Here is an 18,233-nt window from a genome sequence, read left to right on the forward strand (position 1 = left end):
TATAGAAGAAACTACTTTATAAAACAAATATAAATCAAAGAAAATGCCAAAAAAATTTGGCATTTTCTTTGACATAATCTTTTTTCAACAAAGTGCCAACACCCTCATCTGTAAAGAGGGTGTTGCCAATTCCAAGTATTGTGATTTTCGCTTTCTTATTTTGATTCATCATTCTTATCACCAACTATTTTTTTGGGTTCAGTCTTGTAGCCTGTAAACATCGACGAAATAGTACCATTTCGTTCCATATAATCATCACGAACTGCCATATAGACATGAATAACTGTAAATAACATAAACGCCCATGCCACTAAGTGGTGCCATGAACGAATCGTATAACTATCTCCGCCAAACAGAGTCGGAACCCAAACAAATAGCTTAGCCCAGAATGATTCTGGCTGCGGCTCAAAATACATATAATAGCCTGTTAGCATCATTATCCAAGAACCAAGACCGATAAAAATCCAATAACTAAGCTGTGCCAGTGGATTGTGTCCAATATAATGCGGCTTTTTATTTTTTAAGAATAAGTAAAATTTAATCGTTTCTAATACTTCTTTCCAAAACACAAAGCGAAATGGGTTTGATGTAGCAAATTTATTTCCTATAAACGCCCAGAAAAATCGATAAAGAAGATTGATTGTGAACAGAAATGCTGCAAAAAAGTGTATATATCTCGCCCAGCCCATGAAATAGGAGTAATATGCTTCCTCTTGTACACTTGAACTAACGAATGGTTTTCCAATATAAATTCCCGTTATCATAAGCAAAATAATTGCTACTACGTTAATCCAATGAAACACTCGAACTGGTAATTCCCAGACATAAACTTTGACGACATCTTTTGTTTTCTTATATTGAATTGGACGTTCTGGATGAAGCGTCACTTCGCTGTTTTTTTCCGGAACGGACGTATTCGTATTATGTGCTGTTGGCATGAGGTCTGACATAATGAGTCTCCTCCTAACCTAATCGGATTTCAGTCGTTTTATTAGACTCTAAATCTGTTAAATGTACCGCACAAGCAAGACAAGGATCAAAAGAATGAATAATCCGTAAAATTTCTAACGGCTGCTCCTTATTCAGTATCGGTGTTCCCTTCAATGCCGCTTCATAAGCTCCCAGATTATTGTTGTGATCACGAGGCGATGCATTCCAAGTAGATGGAACAACAGCTTGATAGTTTTTCGTTTTTCCATTTTCAATATCAATCCAGTGCCCTAGTGCTCCGCGCGGTGCCTCTACCCAGCCAACTCCTTTTGTTTTCTTCGGCCAAGTGCTTGGCTCCCATTTTGTACGGTCAAATGTGACTTGGTTTCCATTCTTCACATTATGAAGTAGTTCATCCATATCATGTCGAATCCAATCCGATAGAAGAATCGTTTCAAGGGCACGTGCCACTGTGCGACCAAGCGCTGATTTCATTGCAGTAATTGGAAGATCTAGCTTTTTCAGCGTATCGTCCATCAAGCTTTTAATCTCATTATTTCCTGCTGCATAACCAACCATCATTCGGGCGAGTGGACCTGTTTCCATCGGCTGATTCTTCCAGCGCGGTGTTTTCAGCCAACTATATTGCTTGTTTGTATCCAGATTCTTATACGGTGCTTTCGGTCCTGTGTAATGAAGGGAAGTTTCTCCTTCAAACGGGTGTTTTCCAACACCGCCGCCTTCCTTGCCATCATACGTATACCAAGAATGATCAATAAACTCCTTCACCTGTTCAGGATCTTTGAGATCTACATCATGTACTTCATTCATGTTTCCATTTAAAACAATTCCTCTTGGGAATCGGTATGATTTCGTATCATATATACTTCGCGTAGAAAAATCACCATAGCATAAATAGTTATCTAACCCGCCGCCATATGTCCAATCTTTATAGTAAGAACCGATGGCAATTACGTCAGGCACATACACTTGACTTACGAATTCACGAGCTTGATCAATGATTTGAGATACATGCATTAATCGTTCTGCATGAATACCATTGTCACTATTAATATCAAGTGGAGTTGCCATCCCTCCTACTACATAGTGAGGATGCGGATTTTTACCTCCAAAAATAGTTTGCACCTTTACAACTTCTTTTTGCCAGTCAAGTGCTTCTAAATAGTGAGCAACTGCTAATAAGTTCACTTCTGGCGGAAGTTTATATGCATTATGTCCCCAGTATCCGTTCGCAAAGATGCCAAGCTGTCCGCTATTTACAAGCTTCTTTATTTTATTTTGCACATCTGCAAAATAGCCCGGGGAAGATTTTGGCCAACTTGAAATCGATTGTGCAATTCGTGATGTTTCAGAAGGATCTGCCTTCAACGCACTTACTACATCGACCCAGTCTAATGCATGCAAATGATAGAAATGAACGACATGGTCATGAAAGAAGATAACCATATTCATAATATCTCGTATCAAATGAGCATTTCTCGGAATTTTAATTTCTAGTGCATCTTCAACGGATCGAAGTGATGCAAGGGCATGAGTCGATGTACAAACACCGCAAATACGTTGAATATACGCCCACACATCACGAGGATCACGGTCTCGAACGATTAACTCCAGTCCTCGAACCGCGGTCCCTGAACTAAATGCATCCTTAATCATCCCCGTATTATCGATATCTACCTCCACGCGAAGATGGCCTTCAATTCTCGTAATTGGATCTACTACTATACGCTCGCTCATTCGTCTTCCCCTCGTTTGTCATCGATTTTTTTCTTAATTACAGTTCCTGCTGCATGAACAGCAATACCTGCTGTCGTAACACCAACAGCTGCTAACCCAATCGTATCCGGATTAATCGTTATTTGTGAGCCTGGAACTTTTGCTCTTCTTGTGTAGAAAGGACCATTATCCCAAAATCCCTTTTCCGAACAACCAATACAAGGATTTCCCGATTGAATCGGATAGCTAACCCCTCCATTCCAGCGCATTTCAGCACATGAATTGTAAGTTGTAGGCCCTTTACAGCCAACCTTATATAAGCAATATCCTTGTTTTGCACCTTCATCATCAAAAGATTCCACAAACAATCCTGCATCAAAATAGGCACGGCGGTTACATTTATCATGGATACGATGGCGATAAAACGCCTTCGGACGTCCGTGATGATCCAATTCCGGCAATTTTCCGAATGTTATAATGTGAGCAATTACACCAGTCATTACCTCTGCAATCGGCGGGCAACCAGGAACAAGAATTGTAGGTGTACTCGTTTGAAAGTCCGTAATTGGTTTTGCGCCTGTTGGATTCGGATAAGCAGCAGGAATCCCCCCCCATGCTGAACAAGATCCATAAGCAATAACAGCTTGCGCGTTCTCAGCCATTTCAATAAAAGTATCTTTTCCAGATTTCCCCCCAATGTTTAAAAAGCCCTCTTGAGGAATACTTCCTTCAACAGCTAGAAGATACTTTCCTTTGTATTTTTTCAATACCTGTTCCATCGCTGCTTCAATTTGAAATCCAGATGCAGCCGAAAGAACTTCTGTATATTCAAGTGAAATCATATCGAATAAAACGCTTTCAACTTTAGGTTGTGACGACCGGATAAACGACTCTGAACAGCCTGTACAATCTTGAAATTGCAGCCAAACCACAGGAACTCTTGTACTCGTCTCCATCGCTTTTACGACTTTATCCGTTGTTGAAAAATCAAGACCAATCGACGCAGCCAATACAGTACACATTTTCAAAAAATCTCTTCGGGTAACCCCATTATCCATCGCAGTTTCATAGATTGTTTTCTGCTTTTTCATTTGCTAGCCCCCTCCATTTTCCATGAAACAAGTAAGTAGTACTCAGAAATTCTTTAATTACTTTTCATAACTATTTAATAGCTCCCCCTTGCTCGTAAACATTCCTTTCGTTCTCTTCTTTCTGCTGACGCTTCAATTTCTTTCGAAAAACAACCTTAGAAAGAGAAATACTGATTTCATACAGCACGAATAAGGGGATTGTTACGATAAAATCGGATATGAAATCTGGTGGAGTAATGACAACAGCAATTACAGCCAAAACAAAATAGGCATACTTCCGAATGCTTGATAATACATAAGGGTTTAAAATACCAAGCGAAGTTAAAAACATAACTACTACTGGAAGCTCGAATAAAACCCCAAACGGCAATGTCACATTCATTAGAAATTGAAAATATTTCTCCGCTGTAAATTGAGCTATAAACATATCCTGACCCAAATGAAGCAAAAACGAAAAAATCATAGGAAATATAATAAAATAACCAAACGCTAACCCCATGATAAATAAGAAAAAGAGTGCTGGTACATACGTAAGCGTGATCTTTCTCTCCTTCGGACGCAGCGCAGGACGTACAAACAACCATATCTGCATCGCAATGACAGGGATTGTGCCTGCAATTGCAATCACCGTCGCAAGCATAAAATACACCCATAATATATCACTTGGTCCGAGTACCGATAGTTTCATATCTATACCCTTTGTAAACCATTTATAAATATCAATAGCAAACGTAAAACCAACGATTAAAAAAACGATAAATGCTACAGCTGAAATAATAATCCGTTTGCGCAATTCCTCTAAATGGTCCACAATATGTAATTCTTTCTCTATCATCCTCTATCCCTACCCATTCACACTGGTTGCGGCTACCGCTTTACAAAAACAACTCGCATAAAATACGAAATCGTTTTCACGAAAAAGTAAAACCGCAGACATTCCAAATTCTTGCTCCTACATCTTACTTTATTTCAACTTTTTGCTCTTCCTTCTTCTCGATTTTTACTTCACTTACTACATCATCCCTTAATTCGGCTGTAGATTTCTTAAATTCTTTCAACGTTTGACCAAACGCACGACCAATTTCAGGGAGCTTCTTAGGGCCAAATATAATAAGCGCAAGAGTTAGAATTAAAATTAAACCAGGAATACCAATATTAGAAAACATGCGAATTCCTCCCTTCACTTCTGATATGTATCGCTAAATTGATTATAGTATTATTTTGGTAAATGATGCCCTAAATTGTGGAAAGTTCACAGGAAGTTCGAATATGAACAAAATATGTCAGTTTTATTATTAGTGTAATAAAGTACTTTTCATATTGATTTGCACATCAATAAGTTAAATGCAACAACATTGCACTTATCTATAGAACTTTTTTCTTATATTAACGTATCAGCTAGTTTAAGAAGAATTTATGAATTTTTCCACTTTTATAAAAGCAATTCATTTTTCTCTGTTATAATTTACCTTTGTAATAACATTCCTGCATTGTCTTTTGTTGGATGTTTCTTCTTATTTACTCACATAACAGGTTTCTAAATTTTTAATCTCACAAATTATATTATTGAAGGAGGGATATGAATGGAAATAGGATTTCTATCTATTCTATCTTTAGGATTTGTACTTGGAATCAAGCATGCAATTGAGCCCGATCATGTAATCGCTGTTTCTACTATTGCTAGTCAAAGCAAAAAATTATTTCGCTCCACTTTAGCGGGCGTATTCTGGGGAATCGGTCATACTGCTACATTATTTATCATTGGAATTATTCTTATTTTTATGAAAGGTGAAATACCAGAAAAGTGGGCGATGTCATTAGAATTTTTAGTAGGCATTATGCTCGTTTATCTTGGTTTGACCACCGTCTTCTCTTTAAAAAATATTCATGTACATCAACATGAACACGATGGAGAAGAACATAAACATATCCATTCTCATATACATAGCGGTACACACGAGCACGGGCACCAACATAAAAATGTTTCATATTTAAAATCCATGTTGATCGGTTTAGTGCACGGACTTGCTGGAAGTGGAGCAATGGTTCTATTAACTATGAGTACGGTGAAGAGTGTTTGGGAAGCGGCTATTTATATTCTTATATTTGGTGTAGGAACTGTTATTGGGATGCTTTTCTTTACAACAATTATTGGGATTCCATTTGTTTTTAGTGCCAAAAAAATAAGTCTGAATAAAACACTCACCCAAATAACTGGGAGCATTAGTATAATGTTTGGGGTATATTACATGTACAATATAGGGATTACAGAAGGGCTGTTTAAACTTTGGATACAGTAGTTAAAATATAAAAAGAGATGGTTTTTCCATCTCTTTTTATATTTTTAATTCGTTGTTTTTCTAACTCTATCCGCCATAACTGACAACAAAAATTTCGGCAGTACAAGCTGCCGTTTTATTCTCTTGGGCTGTGTTACCAACCTATATAACCATTCCGTTCCCGTATCTCTCATAATCTTTGGTGCCCTTTTGACATTGCCTGATATAATATCGATCATCCCGCCAATACCAATGGACAATGGTACATTTAATTCATGAAGATTTTCATAGATAAACATTTCTTGCTTAGGAGAACCTAGACCTACTAGTAACAAATGTGGTTGAAACTGTTTGATTTGATTTTTCACTTCTTCGATTTGTTCCTTACCTATAAAACCGTGTTGTCCTTCAAAAATAGCGTGTGGAAAACTCACTTTTAAATTTTCTATTGCTTGTTCATTATTTTCTGGTGCAGCTCCAAAAAGAAACACACGGTATTTGTTTTGATTACAATAATCTATTAAGTCATGTGTTAAATCTGCACCTGTCACCCGCTCTTTCAGATGGCCATTTACAATTTTAGAACCGAGTATAACACCGATTCCGTCAGCAGTGATTAAGTCCGCAGATAACAAAATATTTTTGAAATGTACAGATTCGGCTGATGTCTCTTTCGCAGACATTACAATTTCAGGATTGGCAGTCACAATAAATCTTGGTTTCTCGTTCTTTACTGCTAACCAATCTTTTAATATATTTACTACTTGTTTGTACTCCAAACTACAAAATGGTATTCCTTTTATGTATTGTTGTTTCATTTCCAAAATATAATTCCTTTCATATGTTTCTATTTCGAATTGCCATCACGATGCTCATGAAAGCTAATATGTACGTTCCCTATTTTAAAACGTCCATCCATACATTCGTCATTTGTTTATCCCCTTTTTAATAGTGGAAATTAAAAATCAAAATTACGAATAAGAAATTGAAGCTCTTGTTTTAATTCATTTTTTTCACAACTCTTACTCTGTCCCCCAACTTTCTCTTTAGTCTGTAAGGAGATTTTGTCTGCTTCCATTAAGATATATTTCAATTGCAAGTAACTGCTTAATGGAAATTCGTGTTCGGCCCATAAATTTTGATAACCCACAATTCCATATCTAAGTAATATTTTATCCGCTTCTTTTATAACCATTTTAACAAAGTCAAAAAAATTACAAGTGGCGTCTACAATGGTCACGCCTTCCTTCCCCTTAATATAGTCTAGTGTGTCATTATATTCTGTTATAGTTAAGAATAGTTCCTTGCTGTCTTGAAGCTCGAATCTCCAACCTAATCCATGGGGCTCTTCCTCCCATAAAAAAGTTACAACACGTTCCACACCATTTGATAAGTCAGTTAAACCACCTAATAAATTTCCAAATGCATCAGTTATATAACTGGGGCTAAATAAAATTTTTTGGGAATTTAGTTCAATAAATCCGTTTGCCCAACCGGTACCAATTAACTCATATTTAAATTGCATATATACCTCCAACATTATTAATCTTAAAATATGGCTCTCGTTCTTCACATAAGTATGATTATTAATATTTCTTAATTTATATAAAAATATATACTTCTTGAAAATTAGAAGCAAAGCCTCCTACTTGAACATCTGTAATTTCCCCATAGTTAACAGCTACATTTACAACGATTTCTGAAGGCTTATGGACTTATTTTTAAGGTTTTGCTCTAATTAAAATTCAGAAAATACATTATAATATATATATTCTATACAATAGAGGTGGTTATATGCAATTACACTTTGAAGAATACGGAAAAGGAGACCCTGTTATTTTTTTGCATCCTGGTCTAGAAACCGGGGCGTCAAGCTTTCAACATCAAATTGATTATTTTAGTAACCGTTTTCGTGTTATTGTTCCCGATCTAAGAGGACACGGTCATTCGTACGCTGAAGATTTCACTAATTATTTTCAACAAGCCGCACTAGATATACTAGAATTAACCGAGCAGCTCCACTTAGAAACATACCATATTGTTGGTACCTCCTTAGGTGCTCTTATTGCTGTTCATATGTTACAACTTAACAAACAAAACATTTCTTCCTGTACTCTTGCTGGTATTATGTTAGAAAAACCTGAAAACTGGGAGGTATTAAACGAAGAAAACGCACATCGTTCACAATTGTTAATGAAGGACCAAAATTCCATACACTATTTTAATGAACTTCATATGAAAAATGATTGGAAAACACTCCTTGAAATTAGTTTTCAAAGTAACTGGTATCCTTTTGAGCAAATTCAGCAATTACAAGAGATAGAAATACCTACTCTATTAATCGCAGGAGCAAACGCTGAATTTGATACGAAATATTTATTTTCACATTTTAATAATTCTACTTTTATTGAAAAAGCTGTCGTTCCTAAAGCTGGTCATTTAGTTCATCACGATGCTCCTAATCTTTTTAATATTATCGTCGAAGATTTTATACACAGGAGCGTTCATGAATAATAGAAAAAGCATGGTTAGAAATACCATGCTTTTTCTAGGCCGAAATTTGCATAAATTGTTGTCATAAATTCATCACCCTTTATCTATTCCATGTGCTCCTCATTCAATCGAACAACCTCAAGCGAGTTATCCAACTCCTGCAACCTTTTCACTAAACTTTCCACACCAAATATTTCTGTAAATGTATGACTACCTACGATAAGATTTATCTTCTTAAACTGCGCATACTGAACTGTATATAACGTCTTTTCTCCTGTAATATATGTATCGCAGCCACTGTCCAGCGCTGCTTGAATATGATCAGTTGAATGGCCTGCGCCTGTTATAATACCAACTCGTTTGACATCTTTATCATTATTTTTCCACGCCTTCACCTTTTCACCGAGTTTATCCTCTACTCTTTCTACAAGCTTTGAAAATAAAATTGGATTCGTATATTCACCAACGCCAGGTAATTCTTCATCGTCACAAGAAGAATACGTTATCATTTCATCAATTTCGATTGTGTGAAATAACGAAGTACACGTTCCGAATTCAACAAAATCTAACGGTGAATGTACCCAAAAGTGATTGATGTTATATTCTTTCAGTTTAGTTAGACAAGCTTCTTCCATTCCGTATAGAAACTCCCATGCATCGTGATGAGTTATCATCATATCTACATTTTCTTTCTTTGCTTCTTCAACCGTTTCAAGCGTTAAATTAGTAGCATAACCTATCTTATGAAAATGTTCATTACTTACGTTTGTTACCCCAAACTCATCGCCGTACTTACGTAAATGTTCTCCAAATAATTCTTCAATGCGTTGATTGAATTGTTGTATATTCATTTTTCCCTCTCCCCTTAATTATCTCACTTTCGTAAAATTATAATTTAATGACTCTATCACATACTTGTGCTACATATGGATCATGCGTAACAATAACAATTGTCTTTCCCTCTTTATTTAGATTTTTTAAAATTTGTATAATTTCATTTCTATTACTATCATCTAAAGAACCCGTTGGTTCATCGGCCAATATTAACTCGCAAGGCTTTAGAAGTATCCTTGCTATGGCGACTCTCTGTTGTTCACCACCTGAAAGCTCGTGTATTTTTTGCTGTAATGATACGCTCAGTCCAACTTTTTCTAAGGCGGCTGCTTTTAGTTCTTTCTTTTCCGTCTTTGTTTTTTTTGCATAAATCAAGGGAATTTCTAAATTTTTGTTTACTGTATCATTGTCGATGAGTGCATAATTTTGAAAGAGATACGACATTCTCGTTCTTAGAAGTTTATTCGCTTTACTAGAACCCATACTAGGACTCTCTTCACCAAACAATTTAACGACTCCGTTATCTGGATTTTCAAGCATTCCCATAATATTAAGAATCGTTGTTTTACCGGATCCGCTTTTTCCAGTAATCGCAACCATTTCCCCTTCATAAATTTTTAAATTGAACTCATCTAAAATCATATGATTTCCATAACTTTTACTAACATCTATCAGTTCACATATATATTGCATTCGTTTCTATTAACCTCCCTTTATCACCGTTGTTTTATTTCTTCGTTCCATACTAATTAATGCGATAATAGACGCGGTAAATTCAATGAATATAAGCATAGCCACCACCGCAAGAAAATTTATATCAAACTCTTTTTTTACGATGAAGCAAATTAATAGTTGTACGACCCACGTTAATACAAATAACAACATGTATCCTCTATACGTTCTAAAAAAACTTACACCGAATAAGCGATGCACTACTATTTTCTGCTGATTTTTATTGAAATATATAATCATATTTTGTGTGACCAAAAATAATATGCCGACAATTAGCCCACCAGTAACCGTCAATAGCATTTTCATTGTCTTTTGCAGATCGTATATATCTTTTAAAATATATTGATCAACTGTTACAAGATATTTTAAATTATCTTCTAGTCCTAGCCTTTTAAGTTCTGGCTCCAAAGCCTTATAAGTTAATCCTGCATCTCTGTCAATTAACTTAATCTTTAAAGGATCTTTCGCCCCTCCGCCTAATATAAGGTCTCTTTCTCCAACAAAACTATTTTTCTCTGTCATAACCTCAATAATTTCATCTTTAATTTTGTTATGGTTAGATTTATATACATCTGGATTGAAACTAAAGATTTCCTGATTGTTTTTGATCCAAATCACTTCTAGTTGTCGATTCCGCAAATGATTTGGAACTTCTCTATGCATTCTTTTTTCTTCATATTCTATTGCTGGCTTTCTCCGTTCTTCAAAAAAGCGAAGAATTTCTTTTTCCCTGTTCTGATATTTTTCAGGTACTAATAAAATCCAGTTTTCTGCATCTTCAGAAACTTGCAATTTCTTATTATGTATATCATATAGTGGAAATTCGTGAAGGTAATTATTATTTACTATAACTGACTGTATTCCTTTATAATCCTTGTTTATAGATAAATTTAATTCTTCATACTTCTTGGAATCAATTAATATCGCTCCCATTTTATTCAAAATCGGATAAAGCTCTCCATTTATAATGGACACTGTTTTATTCATCCCTTGTTGATCTTCTTCATTCCCTCCAGAAAGCGGATAAAACACTCCATAATCTTTGTTTTTCTCCCAGTTTTTTAAATTCACTTGTTTTTCTTTCACTGTAATATATTGTTCTAAAATAGACGTCGCTAATAAAACAAATATAATAGAACAAGTAACTTTCAACAGCGTATTTAATACAAAAATCCCCTTTGTATCTTTTCTATTTTTAATCATTTGATTGACTTTGATCTTAGAAATATAGAAATAAGAAGCGAGAGATAATATCGTAATGATAAAATACGTCTTACATTGATGGAATACAACAGTATAAATAAACTCTGACGTTACATTTTTTATAAAAGCTGATACAAGCACTGAAATGAGTAACGATAAAACAAACATAATGGCGATTATTTTACCTATAACGATAAACCATAAACGTACATTCGATACGCCGTGCATTTTTATAACACCAATTCTTTTCGCTTCATTAAAAACATAATAAATAAGAAAAAACAGGAGAACGATAAACACGATATACTGAATATAGGATAAAGAATTAATTGGTGAACCGAGAGTTTCTTCGTTATTACTAAGATTCCGTTTAAAATCGTCAGCAACAATATACTGTTTCGGCTTAAAATGCTGATTTAGCTTTTTAGAGAAAATCTTTAAAAATGCATTGTATGATTTATCATCTACCCCTTCTACAACATAGCGCCCTGCCATAGGTAAATGCTCATACGACGTTTGAAGTGACTTAATTGTAATCGTATGATTATCTCCAAAATCCTTTATAATTCCCTTTTGATTTGTATTCTTCGTATGTATTGTCGATAAAAAAGCATTACTTTCGAACGTGTCTTTTGGCGTTAACACATTCCCTCTACTTAACTGAAACTGCTTGAAATATGCCGTTTCCGTTGTCAGTAACACATATTTCAAAATTTCTGCTTGTTCATCTTTGTGATACGTAACATTTGTACGAAAAATATTTGTATGCGACTCCTTTGCTGCCTCGAGTAATATAGGATAAATTTCACTAGGATTCGCAAAACCCAGTACATCTGGAATAACAAACTCTTTACCTATCCTCTGCTCTACCTTTTCCATTTTTTCGAATTCTTTATGATCGGTTTGTTGAAATGCAATAAAACCTGACAATATAGAAGCTACAATTAGAAAAACCACAACAACTTTTTTCATGACGTCCCCCTCTGTCATATTTTAGTATATTTTCAGAAAAAAGGGAATATCAAGACGAATGTTGTCTATATATCTTTATGTTCAATCATCATTTTTCACCTCAAAATGAAATTTATTAATAACTTGAACATAATAATTCGAAAATAATTGAAAATAAAATTCAAAAAATATAGAATAAAATAAAAAAGGAGGCTAAACAATGAAAGTAATGAACTTAAATGCGACAAGAGAAACGTATTCTGTTCAAATTAAACATTCGATTTTATTCGAAATGGGATTAGGCATTGCAGCTTTTACGTATTATGATTTTCACCACACTTTTGAAAAGCCGATAGAGTATTGGAAGGATATTGAGAAACAATTACCTGCGGCCGTTCGCGAAGAACTACAGTACACACACAAACACAACACATGGTTCGCTTTGCTGCAATTACTTCATTCCCAATCTTTTAATTCTCTTGAAAACTTCTTTTGTTTTCTTGATGAACGAACTGAAGAGGAGTTACGTTGGCACTCTTTACCTTATATCGGTTTGCAGCATGAAGATAATCGTCGAAAAGCATCCCAGCAAGACAGTGCAGCAATCACATCCCTTATAAAAGCTTGCCAACATCATAAGTTCTTTCCAGCATATATTAAACATATTTCATCTATTGATACTTCCTTGCTTACACAACATTTAAAAATCATCTCTGAAGGTTGGTATGAAACAGTAGTGCAACCTAATTACATCGAGTTTACGAGCATGCTTGAACGGGATGCCCAGCAAAAACGTTCACTTCAATCTGCGTATCATCCAGAAGAGCTTGTTAAATATATAACAGGCAGCATATATCAACCTGAGCCTTCCATTCATCAAGTTATCCTTATTCCGCAATACGTGTATCGGCCTTGGAATGTAGAAACGGCTTTACCGGGAATGAAAGTATTTTATTATCCTATCTCAGACGATAATGTGAGTTTAATCGAAGATCCGTATTCTCCGCCTTCTACATTAGTTCATAGTTATAAGGCACTTGGCGATGAAACGCGATTAAAAATTATTAAGTTGCTAACTGAAAGAGATCACTCACTTCAAGAGCTAACCGAGCAGCTCAAAATTCCAAAAACGACTCTTCATCATCATTTGTCTTTACTTCGAGCAGCACGCATCATTAATGGCAAAGGTTCTCGTTATTATATACAGCTTGATCATTTATCTTCTCTCCAAGAAAAATTACAGCGTTTTCTAGAAAAGAGGTGAAAAAATGAAGGGAAATCATCATGTATTTACGAACCGTTCTTTTTTATGTTTATGGCTTGGGGAAACCATTTCTGAACTTGGAGGAGCGATAGGCGCTCTATGTAATTCGTTATTATTGTATGAATTGACCGGATCAAAATCGGCAATGGGGACGCTATGGTTAACTTACTTTATCCCGTCTTTAATTCTTCAACTTTTTATCGGTCCATTCATCGACAGGATAAGTCGTAAATATATTATGCTGTGGTCTCAAATTTTAAGAGGAATTGTGTTCTTCTTACCGGTTATTCTTATATTTTCAGGTCAGATTGAAATATGGAGCTTGTTCCTAATTCAAGTTGTACTTGGAATTTTGCAGCCTCTTTATGTTCCAGCTGCTTCATCCTTGCTTCCTACAATTGTCGAACATGATAAACTCACACAAGCAAATGCTTGGCTTGACGGCACAGTCCGCACAATGAGCTTCTTAGCCCCTACATTAGGAGGACTTCTAATTGCTTACATAGGAGCTTCATCTACTTACATAATGGTAGGAACTTTATTTCTTATAAGCGCCTGCAGCCTTGCGTATCTTCATGAATCTTCAGTTACAAACGTTAAGAAAAAGGTTACTTGGTTAAAACAAATTATTTCTGGATATCAATATTTTTTCAAACAACGTCCGCTTATATGGCTTGGATTCTTTACTTCTTTAGTTCAATTTAGCGTTGGGGTAACGATGGTAATCAATGTTCCATTTATAATAGAAGAATTAAACGAAACATCTTTTTCATATGGCATTTTCATGGGGAGTTTCCCTTTCGGATATGTAATTGGTTCTTTCCTAGTGGGAAGATGGGGAGATACATGGCCGCGAAGATATATGATGCTTTCTGGTCTACTTATGGGCGGCTTATCCTTTTTCTTACTTGGCTTTGTAACCTCCTTTCCTCTTGCTGTTTTATGCGAAATTCTTGGAGGTATTTGTTTCCCGTTTTTCAATATTCACCAAACGAGTCTTCTGCAAAAAATCGTACCTTCTCATCTAATGGGACAAATATTTTCTGTTCGTCTCTTCTTGATTCGAGCAACTATGCCTTTAGGTATTTTATTCGCAGGGCAAATTGTCGAATTATCCGGCATCCGTATTTTGTATATCATGATCGGTAGCTTTATTATGATTCCTGCTTTATTCGGTATGTTACTTCCCTTCTTTTCCTTTTTAAATGAGGAGAATGATAGCGTTACTAACACGTAGTTTTCTATATGCTATCCAAAAGATAGTATAATTTACAGCTCTTTCCGAACGGGAAAGCCCATCGCCTTTAGGCATGGGGTGCAAGTGAGGTTGGATACGGAGTGCCACTGAAAACCACAAGGTTTGTGGTGCTTTAAGTATCCAAAATGTCGGTGGCTTTTATTTTTATTTTCTTTCGTCTTTGTGTTGCAGTTCATAAATTTAACTGATACAATTTAAATATGATAAATAATTATAGAAGAACCAAAACAACGGTGTCATTAATTAACTACCATTTTGTGTTTTGTCCACGATACAGAAGAAAGATTTTCCTTAATGAAAAAGTAGAAGAACGTTTCAAAGAGTTGACTCAAGAAATATGCGGAGAACTTGATATTGTTATTGTCGCAATGGAATGCGACAAAGACCACGTTCATTTGTTCTTAAATACACTACCAACACTTAGTCCTGCTGATACAATGGCAAAAATCAAAGGAGTGACTTCTAAAAAATTGAGAGAAGAATTTCCGCATCTTCAACACTTGCCAAGCCTATGGACGCGCTCCTATTTTGTTTCTACTGCAGGAAATGTATCAAGTGAGACAATAAAACATTATGTTGAAAATCAAAAAACGAGGGGGTGAAACTTGTGTCACAAACTATCACGGTCAAGGTTAAATTGCTTCCGACAAAAGAACAAATCCAACTATTAGAACAAAGTAGCCAGGAGTATATTAAAGTCATTAATACACTTGTATCTGAAATGGTTGAAGCAAAGAAAAGCACTAAGAAAAGTACAAAAGATATCGAAGCCGATATTCCAAGTGCGATGAAAAATCAAGCAATTAAAGATGCGAAAAGTGTATTTTCTACAAAAGTGAAGAAAAGTAGATACAAAATTGTTCCGATTCTAAAGAAACCTGTTTGTGTATGGAACAACCAAAACTATTCATTTGACTCCACACACATTTCAATTCCGTTTATGGTGAGTGGAAAATCAACTCGTTTAAAAGTTCGGGCTTTGTTAATGGATAAACATAATCGTAACTTGGATTTGTTGAAACACAAGTTAGGTACACTTCGCATAACAAAAAAATCCAATAAGTGGATTGCCCAAATATCTGTAACGATTTCCACAAATGAAAGAGAGGGAACAAAAATTTTAGGTGTAGACTTAGGTCTTAAAGTTCCTGCGGTAGCCATCACGGATGATGACACAGTTAGATTCTTTGGAAACGGTAGACAAAACAAATACATGAAACGGAAATTTCGTGGTGGCCGTAAGAAGTTAGGGAAAAGCAAGAAATTGAATGCCATTCGACAACTTGATGATAAAGAGCAAAGATGGATGCAAGATCAAGACCACAAAATAAGTCGTGAAATAATTAATTTTGCAACTGATAATAACATTTCTGTCATTCGATTAGAACAACTAACGAATATTAGGCAGACGGCACGAACAAGCCGTAAAAACGAAAAAAATCTACACACTTGGTCATTCTATCGTTTGGCGCAATTCATCGAGTACAAAGCGAAAATAGTTGGTATTAAGGTCGAATATGTGAACCCTGCTTATACAAGTCAAACATGTCCGAAATGTTCTGAAAAGAACAAGGCACAAGACAGAAAGTACAAGTGTCAATGCGGATTTGAGAAACATCGTGATATCGTTGGGGCGATGAATATTCGCTACGCAACTGTGATTGATGGTAACAGTCAATCAGCCTAAGCACCTATATGGTCTGGTTTAGGAGGGGCAATGAGATGCCCTAATCTTGAAGGCTGTTCAAAACAGAAATGGATTGCGAACATTTAGTCATTCAAGAATCCCACCCGTTAATTCGTAAGGATTAGGGCTTGCGACTTTAGTCGTGGGAGTCTCAAACTAAGGGGGATTTTTGCCAATGAATAATTTAAAAATGACTTTGCTAGAACATGAAGTTCCATTTGAAATTATTCATCACGAAAAACAAATACGTACAGCACAAGAGGGTGCAGATTATTTTGGGATTGAGATTGGTCAAACGGCCGCAACATTAGTGATCAAGTCAGAAAAAGATTTTTTTGCATTAATTGTTTCTGGTGGTCGCGGACGTGTAAATTTACAAAAAGTATCGGGAATTTTAGGATGCGATCAATTGAAAATGGCGACTCCGCAAGAAGTTAAGCAAATAACTGGATACAATGTTGGCTGCGTATCTCTAGTTCTTCCTTTGCCTTGTATCCTAGATAAAAGACTTATGTGCTATCCATTTGTTTACGGAGGTACAGGCGAACCAACATCAACGTTGAAGATTGACCCAAATGCGATAGAAAACATAAATCAAGTTATTGCTTTTCTCGATTAAGGTATTGATTAAAGAAGTTCACTTGGATTAAAGGTCCTACTAAAAATGATACAATTAGAGAAAAAATGTGGAGGGGTCCTTAGTGGAGATAAGAAAATATAATTCTGACGACATCATACCATTAACAGATTTAATGCCAGATTTAGGTTATCCTAGTTCATTAGATGAAATGAAAGTAAGAATGGCACGTATCGAATCTAATCCAAATTACTACACCTTTGTTGCAATAAATGATAAAAACTTAGTAGGGATGATAGGAATAACAGTTCATACTACATACACAAACAACGATGGAAAGATCCAAATAACCTCGCTAGTTACAAAGAAAGAATATCGCGGTCAAGGTATTGCGAAAGCATTGATTAAATATGTAGAAGAATGGTCTTTGAAAAGAGGCTCTGATTTTATTTATCTTCTAAGTGGAAAAAGTGAAAAAAGAGTAAAGGCACACGAACTGTATAAATTCCTAGGTTATGAAATAACTGGTTATAGATTTGTAAAGCATTTGCGGAAAATGGATGCTCTTTAACAATTGAGCGAAATTGTTGAATAATTAAATCCCAATTTCTCATTTATATCATTGAGGGATTGGGATTTTTAAAGCTGGAATATCCTTAACGCTGTAAGTCGCTATAGTACAAAATTGCCCATCTATCTTATATGATTTTTCAATCCTGTTATAAGCTATACTACATATTTTGATAAATGATTAAAGAATTACACCTGAGAAACTACCTTTTAATACTTCTTTTTCAAGTTGATTTATACATGAAAACGCCGCAGTAATTTTTGTGCGATTTTTTTCATCCAGTTCAAATTGTTCAATAATTACATCACAACGTATCGTATCACCACTAAAAACTGGGCGTAAGAATTCAAAATCCATCTTACGTGCCAATACATTATAATCACCGCCAACTTTTGTAGGGAGTGTTGATGTTAAAAGTCCTTGTACAACAAATCGCCCTTGTTCATCCGGTGTCACATGATGAACACCTTCATCCTTTGATACCTTCGTAAATATTACAACATCTTCTTTCGTAAATGTTCGCTCAAAGGTGATTTTTTCGCCTACTTGTAATCCCATCAATATCCCTCCTAAAAAACATTTCATGATTCATTTAATTTCACTGTTTGCATACAAAGTTAACTAAT

General features: G+C 35.4%; 20 protein-coding genes. 8 read left to right on the forward strand and 12 right to left on the reverse strand.

The features are described 5' to 3' along the window. Positions 1 to 34: 34 nt before the first annotated feature. The 6 genes from Q9306_RS17095 to tatA form a co-directional block, all read right to left on the reverse strand. Positions 35 to 169 carry a hypothetical protein gene (locus Q9306_RS17095; protein ID WP_306200625.1) on the reverse strand — a complete coding sequence of 45 codons (135 nt, stop codon included), beginning with the start codon at positions 167 to 169 and terminating at the stop codon, positions 35 to 37. Further along, positions 156 to 950: a Ni/Fe-hydrogenase, b-type cytochrome subunit gene (gene cybH, locus Q9306_RS17100; RefSeq protein ID WP_306200627.1), complete on the reverse strand. Its 795-nt coding sequence runs from the start codon at positions 948 to 950 to the stop codon at positions 156 to 158. The genes Q9306_RS17095 and cybH overlap by 14 nt, the downstream gene beginning before the upstream one ends. A gap of 13 nt (positions 951 to 963) precedes the next feature. Beyond that, complete coding sequence (locus Q9306_RS17105; protein WP_306200628.1) at positions 964 to 2,688, reverse strand: nickel-dependent hydrogenase large subunit; 1,725 nt, start codon at positions 2,686 to 2,688, stop codon at positions 964 to 966. Next, the gene (locus Q9306_RS17110; RefSeq protein WP_306200630.1) at positions 2,685 to 3,758 is read right to left on the reverse strand and encodes a hydrogenase small subunit; all 1,074 of its coding nucleotides are present in this window, start codon (positions 3,756 to 3,758) and stop codon (positions 2,685 to 2,687) included. The genes Q9306_RS17105 and Q9306_RS17110 overlap by 4 nt, the downstream gene beginning before the upstream one ends. Positions 3,759 to 3,828: 70 nt before the next feature. Beyond that, complete coding sequence (gene tatC, locus Q9306_RS17115; RefSeq protein ID WP_306200632.1) at positions 3,829 to 4,593, reverse strand: twin-arginine translocase subunit TatC; 765 nt, start codon at positions 4,591 to 4,593, stop codon at positions 3,829 to 3,831. Between the two features lie 124 nt (positions 4,594 to 4,717). Then, the gene (tatA, locus tag Q9306_RS17120; RefSeq protein ID WP_306200634.1) at positions 4,718 to 4,924 is read right to left on the reverse strand and encodes a twin-arginine translocase TatA/TatE family subunit; all 207 of its coding nucleotides are present in this window, start codon (positions 4,922 to 4,924) and stop codon (positions 4,718 to 4,720) included. Between the two features lie 417 nt (positions 4,925 to 5,341). Between tatA and Q9306_RS17125 the strand changes: the two genes are divergently transcribed. Then, entirely contained in the window at positions 5,342 to 6,058 is a 717-nt protein-coding gene (locus Q9306_RS17125; protein WP_306200636.1) for a HoxN/HupN/NixA family nickel/cobalt transporter, read from the forward strand. 44 nt (positions 6,059 to 6,102) lie between these two features. Here the strand turns inward: Q9306_RS17125 and Q9306_RS17130 are convergent, their stop codons facing one another. Then, on the reverse strand, positions 6,103 to 6,855 hold the full coding sequence (locus Q9306_RS17130; RefSeq protein ID WP_306200638.1) for a WecB/TagA/CpsF family glycosyltransferase: 753 nt from the start codon (positions 6,853 to 6,855) through the stop codon (positions 6,103 to 6,105). 140 nt (positions 6,856 to 6,995) lie between these two features. Then, positions 6,996 to 7,562, reverse strand: a complete 567-nt coding sequence (locus Q9306_RS17135; protein WP_306200640.1) for a hypothetical protein — start codon at positions 7,560 to 7,562, stop codon at positions 6,996 to 6,998. Positions 7,563 to 7,831: 269 nt separating this feature from the next. On the opposite strand from Q9306_RS17135, the gene Q9306_RS17140 reads away from it, so the two are divergent. Continuing rightward, positions 7,832 to 8,551, forward strand: coding sequence for an alpha/beta fold hydrolase (locus tag Q9306_RS17140; protein ID WP_306200642.1), 720 nt, complete (start codon positions 7,832 to 7,834; stop codon positions 8,549 to 8,551). An 83-nt stretch (positions 8,552 to 8,634) separates the two neighbouring features. Here Q9306_RS17140 and Q9306_RS17145 read toward each other — a convergent pair whose 3' ends face one another. From Q9306_RS17145 to Q9306_RS17155, 3 genes are read right to left on the reverse strand one after another with little or no spacing between them, the layout of a single operon-like run. Further along, positions 8,635 to 9,381 (reverse strand): Nif3-like dinuclear metal center hexameric protein, encoded by a 747-nt coding sequence (locus tag Q9306_RS17145; RefSeq protein WP_306200644.1) that lies wholly within the window; start codon positions 9,379 to 9,381, stop codon positions 8,635 to 8,637. Between the two features lie 37 nt (positions 9,382 to 9,418). Further along, on the reverse strand, positions 9,419 to 10,057 hold the full coding sequence (locus Q9306_RS17150; RefSeq protein ID WP_306200646.1) for an ABC transporter ATP-binding protein: 639 nt from the start codon (positions 10,055 to 10,057) through the stop codon (positions 9,419 to 9,421). A 9-nt stretch (positions 10,058 to 10,066) separates the two neighbouring features. After that, complete coding sequence (locus tag Q9306_RS17155; protein ID WP_306200648.1) at positions 10,067 to 12,271, reverse strand: bacteriocin-associated integral membrane family protein; 2,205 nt, start codon at positions 12,269 to 12,271, stop codon at positions 10,067 to 10,069. A 199-nt stretch (positions 12,272 to 12,470) separates the two neighbouring features. On the opposite strand from Q9306_RS17155, the gene Q9306_RS17160 reads away from it, so the two are divergent. The 6 genes from Q9306_RS17160 to Q9306_RS17185 all read left to right on the forward strand — a co-directional run bounded on the left by Q9306_RS17160 (position 12,471) and on the right by Q9306_RS17185 (position 17,607). Further along, on the forward strand, positions 12,471 to 13,514 hold the full coding sequence (locus Q9306_RS17160) for an ArsR/SmtB family transcription factor (RefSeq protein WP_306200649.1): 1,044 nt from the start codon (positions 12,471 to 12,473) through the stop codon (positions 13,512 to 13,514). Between the two features lie 4 nt (positions 13,515 to 13,518). Next, positions 13,519 to 14,751: an MFS transporter gene (locus Q9306_RS17165; protein ID WP_306200651.1), complete on the forward strand. Its 1,233-nt coding sequence runs from the start codon at positions 13,519 to 13,521 to the stop codon at positions 14,749 to 14,751. A 221-nt stretch (positions 14,752 to 14,972) separates the two neighbouring features. After that, positions 14,973 to 15,374: an IS200/IS605 family transposase gene (gene tnpA, locus Q9306_RS17170; RefSeq protein ID WP_306200653.1), complete on the forward strand. Its 402-nt coding sequence runs from the start codon at positions 14,973 to 14,975 to the stop codon at positions 15,372 to 15,374. 5 nt (positions 15,375 to 15,379) lie between these two features. Then, complete coding sequence (locus tag Q9306_RS17175) at positions 15,380 to 16,459, forward strand: RNA-guided endonuclease InsQ/TnpB family protein (RefSeq protein ID WP_306200655.1); 1,080 nt, start codon at positions 15,380 to 15,382, stop codon at positions 16,457 to 16,459. 175 nt (positions 16,460 to 16,634) lie between these two features. Continuing rightward, positions 16,635 to 17,078 carry an aminoacyl-tRNA deacylase gene (locus tag Q9306_RS17180; RefSeq protein WP_306200759.1) on the forward strand — a complete coding sequence of 148 codons (444 nt, stop codon included), beginning with the start codon at positions 16,635 to 16,637 and terminating at the stop codon, positions 17,076 to 17,078. An 82-nt stretch (positions 17,079 to 17,160) separates the two neighbouring features. Then, positions 17,161 to 17,607, forward strand: a complete 447-nt coding sequence (locus Q9306_RS17185) for a GNAT family N-acetyltransferase (RefSeq protein WP_306200657.1) — start codon at positions 17,161 to 17,163, stop codon at positions 17,605 to 17,607. Between the two features lie 180 nt (positions 17,608 to 17,787). Here the strand turns inward: Q9306_RS17185 and Q9306_RS17190 are convergent, their stop codons facing one another. Next, entirely contained in the window at positions 17,788 to 18,165 is a 378-nt protein-coding gene (locus Q9306_RS17190) for a hotdog family protein (RefSeq protein ID WP_306200658.1), read from the reverse strand. Between the last annotated feature and the right edge of the window lie 68 nt (positions 18,166 to 18,233).

Origin of the sequence: Bacillus multifaciens (genome assembly GCF_030756675.1) — a bacterium.
GTDB lineage: Bacteria > Bacillota > Bacilli > Bacillales > Bacillaceae_G > Bacillus_A > Bacillus_A multifaciens.

Excerpts from the sequence above, each read along its gene's own strand:
- Q9306_RS17160 (WP_306200649.1), top strand. The coding sequence starts at position 12,471 with ATGAAAGTAATGAACTTAAATGCGACAAGAGAAACGTATTCTGTTCAA.
- Q9306_RS17155 (WP_306200648.1), bottom strand. The coding sequence starts at position 12,271 with ATGAAAAAAGTTGTTGTGGTTTTTCTAATTGTAGCTTCTATATTGTCA.
- Q9306_RS17110 (WP_306200630.1), bottom strand. The coding sequence starts at position 3,758 with ATGAAAAAGCAGAAAACAATCTATGAAACTGCGATGGATAATGGGGTT.
- Q9306_RS17135 (WP_306200640.1), bottom strand. The coding sequence starts at position 7,562 with ATGCAATTTAAATATGAGTTAATTGGTACCGGTTGGGCAAACGGATTT.
- cybH (WP_306200627.1), bottom strand. The coding sequence starts at position 950 with ATGTCAGACCTCATGCCAACAGCACATAATACGAATACGTCCGTTCCG.
- Q9306_RS17095 (WP_306200625.1), bottom strand. The coding sequence starts at position 169 with ATGAATCAAAATAAGAAAGCGAAAATCACAATACTTGGAATTGGCAAC.
- Q9306_RS17145 (WP_306200644.1), bottom strand. The coding sequence starts at position 9,381 with ATGAATATACAACAATTCAATCAACGCATTGAAGAATTATTTGGAGAA.
- Q9306_RS17125 (WP_306200636.1), top strand. The coding sequence starts at position 5,342 with ATGGAAATAGGATTTCTATCTATTCTATCTTTAGGATTTGTACTTGGA.
- Q9306_RS17130 (WP_306200638.1), bottom strand. The coding sequence starts at position 6,855 with ATGAAACAACAATACATAAAAGGAATACCATTTTGTAGTTTGGAGTAC.
- tnpA (WP_306200653.1), top strand. The coding sequence starts at position 14,973 with ATGATAAATAATTATAGAAGAACCAAAACAACGGTGTCATTAATTAAC.
- Q9306_RS17105 (WP_306200628.1), bottom strand. The coding sequence starts at position 2,688 with ATGAGCGAGCGTATAGTAGTAGATCCAATTACGAGAATTGAAGGCCAT.
- tatC (WP_306200632.1), bottom strand. The coding sequence starts at position 4,593 with ATGATAGAGAAAGAATTACATATTGTGGACCATTTAGAGGAATTGCGC.
- Q9306_RS17190 (WP_306200658.1), bottom strand. The coding sequence starts at position 18,165 with ATGGGATTACAAGTAGGCGAAAAAATCACCTTTGAGCGAACATTTACG.
- Q9306_RS17180 (WP_306200759.1), top strand. The coding sequence starts at position 16,635 with ATGAATAATTTAAAAATGACTTTGCTAGAACATGAAGTTCCATTTGAA.
- Q9306_RS17140 (WP_306200642.1), top strand. The coding sequence starts at position 7,832 with ATGCAATTACACTTTGAAGAATACGGAAAAGGAGACCCTGTTATTTTT.
- Q9306_RS17150 (WP_306200646.1), bottom strand. The coding sequence starts at position 10,057 with ATGCAATATATATGTGAACTGATAGATGTTAGTAAAAGTTATGGAAAT.
- tatA (WP_306200634.1), bottom strand. The coding sequence starts at position 4,924 with ATGTTTTCTAATATTGGTATTCCTGGTTTAATTTTAATTCTAACTCTT.
- Q9306_RS17165 (WP_306200651.1), top strand. The coding sequence starts at position 13,519 with ATGAAGGGAAATCATCATGTATTTACGAACCGTTCTTTTTTATGTTTA.